Source organism: Gluconobacter sp. Dm-62 (assembly GCF_018256155.1).
In the GTDB taxonomy this organism is placed as follows: Bacteria; Pseudomonadota; Alphaproteobacteria; order Acetobacterales; family Acetobacteraceae; genus Gluconobacter.
The window spans coordinates 141,451-157,707 of record NZ_JAERLY010000005.1 but is presented as its reverse complement, the minus strand read 5'-3'; the positions used below and the strand labels follow the sequence as shown (position 1 = coordinate 157,707).

The 16,257-nt window shown below is 58.2% G+C and carries 10 protein-coding genes; 5 read left to right on the top strand and 5 right to left on the bottom strand.

Features of this window, described 5'->3' with window-relative positions:
- Positions 1-63: 63 nt before the first annotated feature.
- The 3 genes from JK202_RS07885 (at position 64) to JK202_RS07875 (ending at position 5,529) form a co-directional block, all read left to right on the top strand.
- Positions 64-2,190, top strand: coding sequence for a M3 family metallopeptidase (locus tag JK202_RS07885; protein WP_211559902.1), 2,127 nt, complete (start codon positions 64-66; stop codon positions 2,188-2,190).
- A gap of 82 nt (positions 2,191-2,272) precedes the next feature.
- Positions 2,273-3,844: a hypothetical protein gene (locus JK202_RS16230; RefSeq protein WP_249199792.1), complete on the top strand. Its 1,572-nt coding sequence runs from the start codon at positions 2,273-2,275 to the stop codon at positions 3,842-3,844.
- Entirely contained in the window at positions 3,841-5,529 is a 1,689-nt protein-coding gene (locus JK202_RS07875; RefSeq protein WP_211559900.1) for a M28 family metallopeptidase, read from the top strand. The genes JK202_RS16230 and JK202_RS07875 overlap by 4 nt, the downstream gene beginning before the upstream one ends.
- Positions 5,530-5,550: 21 nt before the next feature.
- Here the strand turns inward: JK202_RS07875 and JK202_RS07870 are convergent, their stop codons facing one another.
- Entirely contained in the window at positions 5,551-6,462 is a 912-nt protein-coding gene (locus JK202_RS07870) for a LysR family transcriptional regulator (protein WP_211559899.1), read from the bottom strand.
- 106 nt (positions 6,463-6,568) lie between these two features.
- Here JK202_RS07870 and JK202_RS07865 point away from each other — a divergent pair, with 106 nt between their 5' ends.
- Complete coding sequence (locus JK202_RS07865; protein WP_211559897.1) at positions 6,569-7,384, top strand: class III extradiol ring-cleavage dioxygenase; 816 nt, start codon at positions 6,569-6,571, stop codon at positions 7,382-7,384.
- Positions 7,385-7,421: 37 nt separating this feature from the next.
- Entirely contained in the window at positions 7,422-8,033 is a 612-nt protein-coding gene (locus tag JK202_RS07860; protein WP_211559895.1) for a YceI family protein, read from the top strand.
- A gap of 61 nt (positions 8,034-8,094) precedes the next feature.
- On the opposite strand, the gene JK202_RS07855 is transcribed toward JK202_RS07860, so the two are convergent.
- The 4 genes from JK202_RS07855 to JK202_RS07840 form a co-directional block, all read right to left on the bottom strand.
- Positions 8,095-9,381 carry an MFS transporter gene (locus tag JK202_RS07855; protein ID WP_211559893.1) on the bottom strand — a complete coding sequence of 429 codons (1,287 nt, stop codon included), beginning with the start codon at positions 9,379-9,381 and terminating at the stop codon, positions 8,095-8,097.
- Positions 9,382-9,520: 139 nt separating this feature from the next.
- Entirely contained in the window at positions 9,521-11,452 is a 1,932-nt protein-coding gene (locus tag JK202_RS07850; protein WP_211559891.1) for a hypothetical protein, read from the bottom strand.
- A 287-nt stretch (positions 11,453-11,739) separates the two neighbouring features.
- Positions 11,740-13,380 (bottom strand): ABC-F family ATP-binding cassette domain-containing protein, encoded by a 1,641-nt coding sequence (locus tag JK202_RS07845; RefSeq protein ID WP_211559889.1) that lies wholly within the window; start codon positions 13,378-13,380, stop codon positions 11,740-11,742.
- Between the two features lie 105 nt (positions 13,381-13,485).
- Complete coding sequence (locus JK202_RS07840; RefSeq protein WP_211559886.1) at positions 13,486-16,122, bottom strand: M1 family metallopeptidase; 2,637 nt, start codon at positions 16,120-16,122, stop codon at positions 13,486-13,488.
- Positions 16,123-16,257 lie beyond the last annotated feature (135 nt).

The following is a 16,257-nucleotide window of genomic DNA, read 5'->3' as shown; positions in this document are numbered from 1 at the left end:
GTTTGACGATCCCTCGTGAACCCCATACGGTTCGGAATCAACACGAATGCTACAGGCGATTTCATGGCTTTCAATTTCAGGCTTGCCGCAGTTGTTGCGGTTTCAGCTTTTTCTCTTTCGGCTGAAGCGCATGCTGCCGCTACAAACCCGTTTTTCTCGGCAAGCACACTGCCCTTTCAGGCTCCCCGCTTCGATCAGATCAAGGACAGTGACTACGCGCCGGCGTTCGAGCGCGGAATGGCCGAGCATCTGCGTGAGATCAATGCGATTGCCAGTAATCGTGCGGCCCCGACATTCGAGAACACCATTGGTGCCATGGAACGCGCGGGCCAGACGCTCAACCGGGTGCAGATGACGTTTTATGGCGTCTATCAGGCCAATACGGATGATGCGCTGGACAAGGTACAGAGCCAGGAAGCGCCGCGTCTGACGGCTCATGAAGATGAAGTCTATCTGAATGCGAAGCTCTTCGCGCGCGTGAAGTCGCTGTATGACCGTCGGGAAAAGCTGACGCTGACTCTCGAACAGGCGCAGCTTCTGGATATTTATTATCAGCAGTTCGTGCATGCCGGGGCGCAGCTTTCCGCCGCTGACAAGACGAAGCTGCGTGCGATCAATACTCGTCTGTCCAATCTCGAGACGCAGTACGAACAGAAGCTGATTGCGAGTGCGAAGAACGGCGCGCTGGTCGTGGATAGCGAAAAGGCACTGGCAGGCATGGACGCCAATGGGATCGCTTCTGCTGCCAAAACCGCGCAGGAGCGTAAGCTGACCGGAAAATGGGTCATCCCGCTTCAGAACACGACGCAGCAGCCGGATCTGTCATCCCTGACGAACCGTGAAACCCGTCAGGCCCTGTTCGAGCAGAGCTGGACCCGGGCGGAAAAGGGGGACGAGAACGATACCCGCGCCACGATCGCCGAACTGGCGCAGCTCCGTGCCCAGAAGGCTGCACTTTTCGGGTATCCGAATTTTGCTGCCTATACGCTGTATGATCAGATGGCGAAGACCCCGGAATCTGCGGAAAACTTCATGCAGCAGCTTGTCCCGGCAACGGCTGCGGAGCAGAAACGTGAAGCCGGGGTTCTTCAGGCCACCATTCGTAAGGATGGCGACAGGTTTGACCTGAAACCCTGGGACTGGGAGCACTATTCCGCTCAGGTACGCCGCGCGAAGTACAATCTCGATCAGGATGAAATCAAGCCGTATTTCGAACTCAAGACGGTCCTTACAGATGGTGTGTTCTTTGCCGCCAACCAGCTTTACGGGATCACGTTCCAGCAACGGACGGATATCCCCGTCTATCAGCCGGATGTCATGGTCTTTGAAGTTCATGACAAAGATGGCTCTCCGCTTGGTCTGATGTATTTCGATTACTTCAAGCGGGACAACAAGTCCGGCGGCGCCTGGATGTCCAACTTCGTTGGGCAGTCAAAGCTGCTTGGTACGAAGCCTGTTATCTACAACGTTGCCAATTTCACCAAGGCGGCTCCGGGTCAGCCACAGCTCATTACATCTGATGATGTGACGACCATGTTCCACGAATTCGGTCATGCGCTGCATGGTTTGTTCGCGGATCAGACCTATCCGTCGCTCTCCGGTACCAGCGTGGCGCGGGATTTCGTCGAGTTCCCGTCACAGTTCAACGAGAACTGGGCGCTGGACCCGAAAGTGCTGTCGCATTACGCCCATCACTACAAGACCGGTGCTCCAATGCCGGCCGCTCTGGTCGAGAAAATCCGCAAGGCGTCGCATTTCAATCAGGGCTACGCGCTGGGTGAAATCGTTGCTGCAGCCGAGCTGGACATGAAATGGCACAGTCTGCCCGCAACGGCACAGCTTCAGGACGTGGACAAATTTGAAAGCGATGCGCTGAACAGCACGGGGCTGGACGTTGCAGCCGTTCCGCCGCGCTATCGTTCCAGTTACTTCCTGCACATCTGGTCCAACGGATATTCAGCTGGCTATTACGCTTATCTATGGACGGAAATGCTGGACCAGGACGTGTTCGCGTGGTTCCAGGATCATGGTGGCCTGACGCGCGAGAACGGACAGCGCTTCCGTGACATGATCCTCTCGAAGGGGCACACCATGGATTACGGCCCGATGTTCAAGGCCTTCTACGGCAAGGACCCTGATATCACGCCGATGCTGGTGCATCGCGGCCTCGTTTCAGAACAGAACAAGTAATTTGTTGTCGGGCGGAAAAATCTGGTCTTTTCCGCCCATTTTTTCTTTCAGGGCGTGGGTCATGCCAATATTTCTGCGCAGAATGAGCCTGCTTTCTTTATGCGGCCCATTTCTGGCGACGCTTGCTGTGCTGTATTTTGGCCTGAAAGCATTCTACGGCCTTGGAACGCCTTCTTTCGGGGATGAATCCGGTCACATCCTGGGCGGCTTGGCCATTGTGAAAGGTGATATCCTTTATCGCGATTATATAGACGCTCACGGTCCGCTGATTTTTGTATTGTCATGGCTCGTCGGATTGGTGGCCGATTTCCGTCACGCCTATCTCCTGCGCCTCATCCCGATTGTCTGCACGATGGGCAGTGCAACGGCGGTATTCCTGTCTCCGGTTTTTCATAAGTGGTCAACGCGCTTCCTCACGGTTGCTGCATGGCTTGCAGCAATGGCAGCCCAGTGGATGCTTCAGGCATTCAATATGGACAGTTACTGGACTATTGGCGGTGATCTTCTTGCAGTTCTCATGTCAGTTCTGGTTCTTCCGGTTTTACTTGAAGAACATGTCGGGTGCTGGCAGGCGAGACTGGGTGGGGCCTGTATCGCACTCCTGCCGCTCACCGCGTATTCTTTTGCACCTACGGCTGCTTTGCTGGGGCTCGTCGTCATTGCCGTACGACGTCCAGCTTACTGGGCCGGGATCTTTGATATTCTGTCGGGCGCGGGAGTTGCGCTTGGCCTCTGCGGCCTTTGGATGGCGGTTTATGGCGATTTGAGAGGCATGATTGCCTATCATTTTGTTGCAAACCAGTTTTATTATGCTCCTTATATCGCCGTGGGCTTAGGCAGCCTGTTTTTGAGCCTCATTCCGTCTTTCCGACCGGACACCACCATTCAATCTTTGGCTGTAATCTGCTTTCTTGTCGGTAGTATTCTCATGCTCGTAACATCCAGGCACAAGCTGGCCGCCTTGTTGTGCGTGGCAGCGGTGCTCATGATGCAGATACGTGGGGCGTTTGGCTTTCAGGATGGAACATTCGTCATGGGGGCGCTCACACTCTGCGTTCTGATGGTGATGAGGGTTTTGCAGTTTCATGACCGACTGGCACCCGCCGTTGTGGTGGCCTTTTGCAGCCTCTACGTCATCGGAACGCGTCATGCCATCTCATCACCCTATGGCATGAACCGCCAACAGCAGCATCAGATTGGATTTCATTCCCTCCGTGAAAACACAGATGTCGGTTTCGTTAAGACTATTCAGAAATATTCCCGTCCAGACGAACGCATTCTGGTTATTCCCTATAATCCGGATGTCTATATTTATGCCGGGCGCCTTTCCATGAAGAAATATCACGAATACCTGCCTTGGGAAGCAGATTATGCGCGCCATCCATGGGGCGGTTATGAGCGTGATCTGTGCCATGACCTACCGCGCGATCTCCCGCCGATCATATATTTCGATGACTACCATGTGTGGGACAGGTGGGCGCCTGCGGATTACATGTCCTGCGCGCTCAAGGTTCTCGCGCAGGAGTACCGGCGCGATCCGGTGGAACGCAGCGTCTATATCCGCCGTGACCGCCTTGGGCAGACGACTTTTCAGGATGCCAGCCCGATTACGTCTCCTCCGAAAACCGCTACTGAAAATATGATCTCGCCATGACACAGAAGACATTTCCCCGACGCAGCCTGCTTCTCGCCAGCGCCCTGACAGCGGTCCTTCTCGCTCCGGTCGCCGGATACGCTGATCCGACGGCCGAAATCAGCCCGTCGCGCATGTCGGAGACGATGAAGGTTCTTGCGTCCGATGCGTTCGAAGGCCGTGCGCCCGGAACAGAAGGGGAGAAGGTTACGCTCCCTTGGCTGATCGCCCAGTACAAGGCTCTGGGTCTTGAGCCGGCCGGTGAAAACGGCGGATGGACGCAGAACGTTCCTATGGTCCGGACCAGAACCGCCGCGACAGGCACGGTCAGTGCCCGGACTGGCGGCAAGGTGCTCTCCTTGATCCAGCTTCAGGATATCTACCTTTCAACGCTGCTGCCGGAAGATCGGATCAGGGTCAAAAATGCTCCCATGGTCTTCGTGGGATATGGCGTTCATGCGCCGGAGCGGCACTGGGATGATTTCAAAAGCGTGGATCTGAAGGGCAAGGTTGCAGTTTTCCTCGTCAACGATCCTGATTTCGATGCTGCCCCCGGTGAGCCCGTTTCCGGTCGTTTTGGCGGCAAGACCATGACGTATTACGGCCGCTGGACCTACAAATACGAAGAAGCAGCCCGACGGGGCGCCGTCGCAGCCCTGATCATCCATGAAACCGCAGCCGCGTCCTATCCCTGGAGCACGGTCGTGGCACCGGGTGGTGAGGCGTATGACGTGGAGCATGCCGCTACCGAAAGCCGTCCCGTTCCTGTTCAGGGCTGGCTTGAGGGCAAGGCCGCGAGCACGTTGTTCCAGCAGGCAGGGCTGGACCTTGAGGCCCTGCGGATCAAGGCACGTTCCGAAAGCTTCCGTCCCGTTACCCTGAAACATACGAGCTTCTCGGCCGATCTTCCGGTCACGGTGGATCGCCTTCAAAGCCAGAACGTGCTCGCCAAGATCACGGGTGCGAAATATCCGGACGAGACGGTCATGTTCGGTGCTCACTGGGACGCTTTCGGCAAGAGCACCGACGCGCAGGGCCATGCCGTCATCCGTCGCGGTGCGATCGACGACGGCTCGGGGATTGCCGCACTTTTTGAAATCGCCCGTGCCTTCAAGGCCGGCCCGAAGCCCGATCGCACCATCCGCTTCGCCGCCTGGACGGGCGAGGAGCGCGGTTTGCTGGGATCAGGCTGGTACGTCGCCCATCCGCTGGCGCCGCTGGACAAGACGGCTGCTAACCTGACGATGGACGTGCTCCAGATGGCAGGGCCTGCGCATAATGCCTTCATCATCGGGGCAGGGCAGGACACGCTTCAGGAGCAGTTCGCGGCAGCCGTGGCTCTTCAGGGACGCACGGCACAGCCGGAAGCGATGCCTCAGCGTGGTGCGTTCTATCGCGCTGACCATTTGCCGTTCGCACGGGCCGGCGTACCCGTGCTTGCGGTCATGGATATGGCGGGGAAGTTCGATCTTCTGAAAGGTGGCACCGAAGCGGGCGGCAAATGGCTGACGGCCTATATGGCCTGCTACCATCAGGCGTGTGATGCGTGGAGCCCGGACTGGGATGTGCGGGGTGCCGCGCAGGATGTCTGGGCCGTGTGGAAAGTCGGGCATGACGTCGCCTTCTCGCATGACTGGCCGCAATGGAATACCGGTTCGGAATTTGCCGCGATCCGCCAGAAGAATGCTCCGGCCACAGTCCAGTAAGCGACGTTTTTTCTGGTTCCGTCAGATCGCCCAGGGCGGAACCGGCCCATAGCGTTCAACCAGAAAATCGATCATTGCCCGGATTTTGAGCGGGACATGAGGTGTCGGCGCATAGACGGCATGCAGTTCCGGCCCCGTCATGACGGGCACATCAAGGGGCAGCGGAACCAGCCGACCTGATTTCAGCTCATCCGAGACAATGAATGTCGGCTGGTAGATGATACCCTGTCCGGCGACGGCCGCCTCGCGGAGGATATCGCCGTTATTGGCATGCATGGGGCCGCTCACCGGAACCGTGCGTTCGCCGTTCGGACCGAAGCTCCAGCGCGCCGTGCTGATTTCATCGCCCAGCGTATAGCCCAGACAGCGATGGTTCTGAAGCTCGGCCACTGTTCGGGGTGTGCCGCATTCTTTCAGATAGGACGGGGAAGCGCAGACCACAAAATCAACCTGCGCCAGACGGCGCGACCTCAACGCACTTGGTGGCATGCGCCCGATACGCAGCGTCAGATCCCAGCCTTCCGTGATCGGATCAATCCGGCGGTCGTCCAGCCCCAGTTCCACCGTGACGCGGGGATGGCGGCGGCTGAATTCCGGAAGGATCGGTCCCACATGCCGGATGGCGAACGAGACTGGCGCATTCAGGCGCAGCAGCCCGCGAGGCTCCTGATTTTCCGCCGAGACTTCCTGTTCCATCTCTTCCAGATCCGTCAGGATTTTCTGACTGCGGATGAGGAAAAGACGGCCCGGTTCGGTCAGGGACAACCTGCGCGTGCTGCGATGGAACAGCGAGATACCCAGCCGGCTTTCCAGAGCGGCAATATGTTTCGTGACCATCGTCTGCGACAGACCCAAAGAACGTGCGGCTCCTGAAAAGCTGCCCTGAACCACGACCCTTGCGAAAACCTGCATGCTCATGAAGCGATCAAGCATTAACCTCACACTCCTGGTGTCAGATCCTATCCCAAATTGGGGAATTATTCTTTTTGGGTGAGAGTGGCAACATCTGTCCTGTCGAACGGAGAGGCAGGCAGTGAAGATGACCCTGAAAAATCAGGACAAGATGCGGCAGCCGGTCCTGTTCCTGCCGCATGGTGGTGGCCCGTGCTTCTTCATGGAGTGGGGAACGACGTGGGACCATATGGCGGCCTATCTCCGTTCTGTCGGCCCCTCCCTGCCGCGCCGTCCGGACGCCATCGTAGTCATGTCGGGACATTGGGAGACGCAGGATATGGTCGTCGGATCAGCAGCTCATCCGTCGCTGATCTACGATTATTATGGCTTTCCGCCTCATACCTATCAACTTGAATATCCCGTTCCGGGGGCGCCTGCCGTAGCCGGGAAAATCCGGGATCTTCTGCGCAACGCGGGTATGGCCTGCACGGCAGACGCCACACGCGGGCTGGATCATGGGGTCTTCATTCCCTTCATGCTCGCCTTCCCTGAGGCGGAAATCCCGATTGTGGAAATTTCTCTCCCCAAGACCCTTGATGCTGCTGGTGTTATGCATCTCGGAGAAGTTCTGGCCCCGTTGCGGGATGAAAACATTCTGATCGTTGGGACGGGCATGACCTACCACAACATGCGACATCTGATGCGACCAAACGCCGTATCAGATGCTAGATCGGTCGCTTTCGACACGTGGCTTCAGGGCGCAGTCGAGGCGAGATCCGATCGTCGCACAAAAAGTCTTCTGGACTGGGAGCAGGCTCCGTTCGCGCGGGAGTGCCACCCTCAGCCGGAACATCTCCTGCCATTGATGTTCGCTGCCGGGGCCGCGGGAACTGATACCGGTTTTCGCGATTACAGCGATATCGTCATGGGGAAGGCCCTGTCCGGCTTCCGGTTCGGCTGACCTCTTCAATTCACATCTTACGAAGGATCATGAAGTCATGAACACACGTTTCCTCAAGGGCGCAGGCGCTGCGTTCGCTCTCGCACTCCTGTCTTCCACAGCGTACGCAGCAGCCCCTGCCGACGTTCAGTCCGGCGCCTATACGGTTGAGAGCAGCCATACGCAGATTGGCTTCTCCGTGCTGCATTTCGGCTTCACCTACTATTCCGGCCAGATCTCTGGCGTGACCGGTGCGCTTCAGCTTGATGCTGCCCATCCGGACGCCTCGCATCTGAACGTGACCATCCCGGTTTCAAGCATTTCGACCACCAGCACGGTTCTGACGGGTGAACTCAAGAACAACGAATGGTTCGATGTTGCGAAGTATCCGGATGCGACCTTCGTCTCCACGCAGGTCCGCCGGACAGGTACGGACGAGGCCCTCGTGACCGGCAATCTGACGTTGCATGGCGTGACCCATCCGGAAGTCCTGCACGTCCATTTCGTAGGCGCAGGCGTCAACCCGATGGACAAGGCCTATACGGTTGGCTTTCAGGCTGAAGCGACGATCCATCGCAGCGATTTCGGGGTCAAGAAGTATATCCCCTATGTCGGCGATGACGTGACGCTGACGATCGCCGGGGCGTTCGAGAAGACGGCCGCGAAGTAACGCACATAAAAAAACGGCCCGCGAAAGCGGGCCGTTTCCTGTTTGCGGGCTGTCCGTAAAATCAGGACGCCTTGCGGACTTTCCAGCCGGTTTCCTTGAGGAAAAAGCCCAGAAGAATGGCAATTCCGATGCCGATGACAAGCGGCAGGAACGCGGTGTGGAACTGCTCCATCGTCTCCGGCGCATCCTTGCCCATCAGGGCGGACACGAGAGGGGACATGATGCCGGTCGTTCCGAACACGAGGAAGTTCATGACACCCGCAGCCGTTCCCTTGACCTCGGGCGGATTGACTTCTTTCATCGAGGAGAACGGGATCATCGCAGCACCGGAAGCAATACCCATGATCAGCGCCACGGAGTAATGCGGCAGAACGCCGACCGGGACATAGAGCGCGCAGAGCGACGCTGCCAGCAGCACCAGCGCACCACCGATCATGACAGGCTTGCGACGGCCGATCTTGTCGGAAATCCAGCCTAGAAGCGGGCAGCCAATGACCCAACCGATGGGAACCATCGAGACATCCGTGGCCGCGAAACCCATCGTTGTGTGTTCACCTTTGCTCAGCATCAGCGCACCCCAGCCCAGGGCGCCGATCGTCGTCGGGACGAACAGCAGGCCGCCAGCGAGACCAGCGATCCAGCTCTGCGGGTTGGAGAAAATGATCTTGAACGGACGCAGCAGGTTGGCCACGGAAACATCGCCGTGGTGATGATCGCTGTCACCCGTGTCGCGCGGCATGACAAAGAAGACTGCCACAGCGAGCAGCAAACCAATGACGCCGAAGCCCAGCCAGACTGACTGCCAGGGAATATGGAACGAGCCATGCGGGTCGATCAGGATGCGGGTCGGCTTGGAACCGAAAGCCGCGCCAGCCATGCCCATGCACTGGGTCAGACCAACGAAAAGCGCCAGCGTCCGGGCAGGAAGATACCGCGCAGCCACGTAGGACGCGCCCACGAAAGCGCAGATCGCGCCGATGCCCTGAATGATGTAACCGCCAATGCCGGCAACCAGACTGCCCTGACCGAAGATCAGGCACCCGACGCCCGTAACGGCAATGAACATCGGCATGATTGCATGTGCGCCATAGCGGTCCAGCAGCACGCCGACGGCAAGGGCCATCAGGGCGTAGACGATGTAGTAGGCCGCGATCATCAGGCCAAGATGGCTGTTGCCCCAGGCCTGTGTCAGTTCATCCTGCATGATCCCGGGAGCGGAGCGGATGGCGTACTGATAGAAATAGAACAGCGCACACAGGAACCAGGACAGCACATAAAGCGGCTGAAGTTTCTGCGGTTGCGCCGGGTTCAGGGGCTTAGGAGGCGCCTGAGGTGTTGTGCCAGACATGAAATTCTCCAGTGTGTCATGGGCAGGTCTGTGAGACCGGTCGCCATGACCTTGAGTGGCGCGGGGATCGTGAAAAGAGGTCTGTCCGTATCGAAAAGATGGAATGCTGTTTGAGGGAATGTGGATACTTTACCAGCCCTCATTGCTGGAAGGGGTAATACCGGAAGGTCACATACACCGTATGTCCATAAGTCGTGGGGTCGACGGCATGGTCTGCGCCATCATTGCCCTTGAAGGCGAACTTCCGGATGTAGGTGTACTGAAGGCCGCCCATAACACTGCCGTAATGGCCATCCAGGAAGTGCCACCAGCCGCCCGTCGTCAGGGAGGCCAGTGTCCTTGTCTGGGCGGAGCAGGTTCCGAATTCGTACTCGCAGCCGGACAGGTTCAGGTCTGTGGCACCGTAGCCGTGCTGAATGCCGTCCGCGCCCAGATAAGTGCGACGACCCGCGCTCTCCACGCCCCCATAGGTATAGAGCAGAACGGAGCGTGCCGGATGTCCGACCAGCCCGAGTGATCCCATGATTTCCGGTATGGGGCTCGGATTCCCGTTATGATCGAAGGTCGTATCGGGAATGAGACTGGGTCCGTAACGTCCCACGCCCTGACCCGCCAGCACGTTTCCGGTCAACTGGAGCTTGTCGGTTCCAAGCGGTACGGTCATACCTGCGCCGACACCACCGCCGAACTGGGTGCTCTTGTGGGTATGATTTTCACCTGCCGGTTGGACAAGCCCCCGGAACCAGCGCGCCAGCCCAAACACCTCGTAGTGTCCAAAGGACGTATCGACCGCTGTTTTGAGCACAATGTCTGGCGCCGGGTTGTAGCTGTACTGCGTGTTGGGGTTCAGCAGCACACCGCCTGCGTTTGCGTAATAAACCCGCGGCCCAGCCAGGCGTCCATAGCTGGCTGGCAGAGTGCCTCCCGAACTGAGTGCGTCGGAGAAGCCGACCGTCGCCTGAGGGTCCTCGATCGACAGGGCTAGCCAGTATTTCCTGTCCCAGTCCTTGGCGATGCGGATCTGGGGGACGCGGGTAAAGGTAATGCCGGGGATCTGGTTGTTGTCTGTCACGGCCGGAAGCTGTTCCTGACGGGGAATGACGCCCTTGGCGTAGTTGGTCGTCAGGCTCCAGGCCTGCCCCATAAGGACATGCAATCCCCAGTCTTTTTGCGTGAACGTAAAATAGCCCTGTCGTAGACGAGGGGTGTAGCCGTTGATCTGTACGCTGTTGGTCGTGCCACCGGAGCCGCCGAAATCGGTCTCCACATAGGCCTGAAGACGCACTGACTTGGTCGGGTTGGCCTCCAGAAGCGTAGAAAAGCGCGAAAGCTGCGCGGAGAACCGTTCCTCGCTCAGCCCATGATTGGGGCTGTTGGCATAGGGGAAATTGTTCCAGGCCGTCGCCGGGCCGCTGGTCATGTTCGAGCTTCTCCAGATGTTGGAGAAATCGATGAAGCCGCCCAGGCGGACCGTCAGATTGCCGATCTGGAAGATGGGTGGAAGATGGTCCACTTCCGTCTGGGTAATGGCAAGCGGGCTCGACGATGACAGATCAATGGAGGTTCGATGGGCTTCGTTCCGCTGATTGCCCAGCCACTGGAACAGCGGCGGGGGCGTCTGATGGACTGGCGCAGGTGCCGCAAGCGCGGGCAAAACCGTGTTGCCTTGTGTAGCAGAGCCAGAAGTAAAGCCAGTTGTAGAAACAGGGACTATGCCGCCTGCAGCAGGCGGGGACGGATAACCAGCAGGCGTTCCAGTGGCAGACCGTGGTGGTGTTCCAATGCGTGCTGTCTCGATTTTTTGCTCAGCTCTGCGGCCTGGAGCAGATGCTCTTGAAGAGGTCGCACGGGCTGCCCGCGAAGCGGTGGACGGGTGTCTGCGTTGCTCAATGGCCTGCAGGCGACCTTCCAGCATGCGCATTTCGGTCTTGATGGCCGCAAGCTCCTGATCGTCGGTACTCTGTGCAAGGGCTGTAACGGGTGAGGCGACGAAGAAGACGGCGCCTAAAAGCAGTCTGTATCGTCTGGGTAAAGAATTTCCAGCGATCTTCAGGCCACCAACAGGAGACACGCTTTTCCCTTCCTAAAATCCAGCTATGGAATTCTTTCAGCTTCCTTGAGTACATACCAAAGGAATTTTTTCGCAGGACAGACTTACGCCCTCACGGAAACTTGAAAGTTGATTTAAATCAAAAATAATGAAAATTACATATTATTCATCGAGGGGAATTATAAATTTTCTAATTATGAAAGCCTCTTTAGGACCTTCTATCTGAAATGGAGAGATATTTTCTGCAGATAGAAGGTTGAGTGAAGTACTTCCTGAAGGAAGCTGTCATTAATAATCTGAGTAATTTTCTATTTGTTTTTCTTTTTCTTTCCCTTTGAACGCTTTTCTTTTGCTGCACTCTGAGACGGAGCGGATGTTCCACCCTTGGCGCGCTCGATGACGAACTTCGCATAATCGTCCATATCGCCGTCGAAGGGAACGATCTGGTTGTCTGCAGCCAGCCAGAGCCGGTCCGCGACCAGTTCCATGAGTGAGCGGTCATGGGTGATGAGGATGACCGCGCCTTCGTAACTGTTCAGGGCGTCCAGCAGGGCGCGGCGGCTGTCGATGTCCAGATGGTTGGTCGGCTCATCGAGGATCAGCAGATGCGGGGCGGCCATGGCCACCATGTTCAGCAGCAGGCGCGCGCGCTCGCCACCGGACAGGGCCTCGACCTTGGTGCCCTGCTTTTCGAAATGGATGCCGAACTGCGCCAGACGGGAGCGGTGGGACTGGTCGCTGTCCACCGGACGCGCTTCACGCATGATGTCAAGCGGGGTCTGCTCCGGATCCAGCGCTTCGATCTGATGCTGGTGGAACCAGCCAACCTCGATACGAGGCGAGCGGGAGACTTCCCCGGAACGGACTTCGAGCGCGCCTGCGATCATTTTGGCAAAGGTGGACTTACCGGCACCGTTGACGCCCAGCAGGCCAATACGGTCGTCCACGTCCAGTCGAAGGTTCAGATCGCGCAGAATGGCCGGATCGTCAGCATAACCGACTTCGACGTTTTCCAGCCGGATCAGGGGCGGTGCGAGCGGACGGGCCGGTGAAGGAAGGAGAAACGGCGAGACCGAAGCCTCGATCGTGGTTTCGATCGGGGCCAGCTTGGCGAGGCGCTTGACGCGGCTCTGGGCCTGCGCGGCTTTGGCGGCGGAGGCCTTAAACCGGTCCACAAAGGACTGGAGATGGGCGCGCTCGGCTTCCTGCTTGGCGCGGGTGGCACTTTGCAGGCGGATTTTCTCGGCACGCTGGCGCTCGAAATCGTCGTAGCCGCCGGTGTAGAGTTCCAGCTTGCCTTCGGTGACGTGGAGCGTGAAATCCACGGAATTGTTAAGCAATTCGCGGTCATGGCTGATGATGAGCGCGGAATGCGGATAGCGGGCGAGGCGCGCTTCCAGCCACAGGGCGCCTTCAAGATCGAGATAATTCGTCGGCTCATCGAGCAGCAGCAGGTCAGGCTCGGCAAAAAGCGCAGCGGCCAGCGCTACGCGCATCCGCCAGCCACCGGAGAACTCTGCCATCGGACGTTCAAGGTCTTCAGTGGAGAAACCCAGACCGTTGAGAATTTCCGCCGCGCGGGAGGGGGCGCTGTCTGCATCGATTTCGATCAGGCGCATCCAGATATCGCCCATCCGCTCCGGATCGGCTGTTTCCAACTCCGCCATGAGGGCTGCGCGTTCGGTGTCGGCTGCGAGGATCGTGTCGATCAGGCTGATGGGAGTGGCGGGATGTTCCTGATCCACGGTCGCGACGCGGGCCGCGCGGGGGATGACGATGTCACCAGAATCCGGCTGAAGCTCACCCTTGATCAGTTTGAAAAGCGTGGATTTTCCGACGCCGTTTCTGCCAACCAGCGAAACCTTGGAGGGATTGGGAAGGTTCGCACTTGCACGATTGAAGAACTGTCGTCCCCAGGCGTTGAAGACAAGGTTTTCGATCTGAAGCATGAGGCAGAATGGTCCGGTGGCGGGTAAAACGGGAGAGCCACGTCTATAGCAGTTTTACCGCCCCGGACAGGGACGAGGCGGATCTTTTCCGCCTCGTTTGGATGGTTAGTGCGTATGTGCGGCAAGCCAGTCGTGGATCTGGCTCTGGGCAGACTGGACGGCTTCCTTGCGCGCGGAAACAACATTGAGGGCATGGGCCGTGGCAATCTTCGCTCCGGTCGTCTTGCTGGAAGACGGGTCGTTCTGAAGCTCGGCCAGGATATCCGGATTGTTGGAATGTCCTGCGATGGCTGGCAGGAATCCGTCCTGCGACCAGGGTGCAAGATGCGTGCGGATTTCGGCCTCATGCTGGCGAACCAGCTTCCAGACGAGGTCCGGATTTTCGCTACCGGATGCGACCGAAGACAGAGCCATGGAAATACGGCCGTTCGGAATGGCGCCACTATAGGCCAGCTCGACATTACGGTGGATCAGATCAGGATCCGTGGCTTTGGCAAGGGCCTGGAACAGTCGCAGTTTGAGTTCGGTCGCCTGTGTATCACGGACTTTCTTGGCCATGATCTCGTATGTCGCGACATCGGCATGCTTCATCGCAAGGGCCGAGACCGCACCGACCAGATCAGGGTGCAGAGAAGCCGGGTTTTTCAGCCATGCCGCGAAACGGCGCTTTGCTTCTGCCAGTACGGCCAGATCGTTGAAGTCACCCAGCGCTGAAATGACGGACGGACGCAGCATCGTGTCCAGCACGCTTTCATGCGGCTTCTGGTCCCAGCCGAGACGCTTCAGGACCGGGGCAAGACGGCTGCGGGCATAGGCTTGGAACGCGGGGCGGTCCGGGCTGCCGATTTCGTAGAAATCAAGCGTTTCCAGCTTGCCGATGATTTCTTCAAGCGTGGCGATGTCGCTTTCATGTGCGGCTGTCAGACGGTCCACGAGGTCGAAATAGGAAGACAGAGCTCCATGCCCGGCCCGGAACTGCGCGAACTGGTCACCTAGAATATTGGCGCGGTCGACTGGCGCAAATTTGGAGATCGATGCGGCGATCGGGGCGAATGCCGCGTCGTCATAATGCACGCGATAGTAGCCGCTCTCGCCCAGATCAAGTTTGAGGGGAGCATTGCAACGTGGAAGGGTGAAGGTGGCGGGGTCCGCACCAAGCACCAGCTTTCTGGCCTCGAGGCCGGGCCCGCCTGCGACAACCGGAATGTTCCAGGTCAGGGCCTTTGCATTCGGATCGTGGATGGTGAAGCGGCTCTGCGTCAGGGTGTAGGTTGTCTGGCCATTTTTGCAGACGGCCGCGACATTGACCTGAGGAATACCGGGCTGTTCCGTGAAGCTGCGGGCGACCTTGCCAACATCCTGTCCTGACGTGCCGGAAAGCGCGTTCCACAGATCCTGACTGGTCGCGTTGCCGAAGGCATGGGCCTTCATATAAGCGCGCATTCCGTCGCGGAAGTGGTCTTCGCTAAGCCAGCCTTCCATCATGCGGATGACCAGTTCGCCCTTGCCGTAGCTGATGCCGTCAAACGCGGAGTTAGCTTCACTCACATTATGAATGACCTGCTGGATGGGATGGGTTGTGGACAGGGCGTCCGTCGCCATCGTTTCTTCGCGGGTTTCATGCTGACGCGGCCAGATGTCCCAGTCCGGGTTCATCTTGTCCGTCGCCTTGATCTCCATCCAGGAGGCAAAGCCCTCGTTCAGCCAGATATTGTCCCACCAGCCCATGGTCACCAGATCACCGGACCACTGATGCGCCATTTCGTGCGCGACAACTTCATAGATCAGTTCGCGGGTCCGGGGCGTGCTGTTTTTCGGATCAAACAGAAGCACGTTGTCAATATAGGTCAGCGCGCCCCAGTTCTCCATCGCACCAGCCTGATAGTTGCCGGCGATGGCCAGCATGTCCATTTTTGGCAGCGGGTATTTGATGCCGAAATACTCGTTGTAATAGGGCAGGATCTTCTCGGCGGCGCCGAGTGCGTAGGTGCCCTGGTTTTCGAGGCCGGTCGGCGCAAAGACGCGAATGGGTGTGCCATCTGCCTTGCCATCGACGGAAGCCAGATCACCCGCCACCAGCGCGAGCAGGTAGCTCGACATGCGGGGCGTTGGGCTGAAGGAGACGCGCTTTGTCTTTTCATCCTGCTGTGTCGTGCCGAGGATCGGCATGTTGCTGACGGCCGCATATTCGAACGGCAGTGTCACGTTCAGCTGATAGGTCGCCTTGAAGGCAGGTTCGTCCCAGCCAGGGAACATCCGGCGTGCGTCCGCGACCTCGAACTGCGTGACCAGCATCCGCTGCGGCTTGCCCTTGGGGTCGGTGTAGTCGTCCACATAGATACCGTTTGGCGTCTTCAGGATCGGCCCGGAATACTTGATGGCAAGCGTATGAACGCCAGCCGGAACGGGCGCTGGGAAATGCAGGGTGACGGTCTCGGCGGCATCATCCTGATGAATGATGGCCTTCTGCGCGTTGTCCAGGAGCGCGCTGGCCAGTTTGAGGCCTGCCTGATTGAGCGTGATGTCAGCCGTCGGGCTCTGGACTTCGACCCTGATGATTTCGTCGCCCTGAAGCGTCAGATGCTCCATGTCGGTTGTCAGGTCGATGATGTAATCCGTCGGCACGACGGTCTTGGGAAGCTGTCCGGGTGTGCTGGCGAAGGAAAAGGTGCCCTCGGCGTGAGCCGGGATTGTGAGGGGCAGGCCTGCGAGCAGGGTTGTGAGAACCAGAAGGCGGCGCATGAAACGCAGTTCCTTGAAACAATTGGAAGAGGAGAAACGGCAGGGACCGTTCGCTTTTGTTACAGAGACGGTGGCATAGCCGTGTCATGTGGGAAAGTGTCTGTCCCTAAAAAGCTTGTCATCTCTTGACAGATC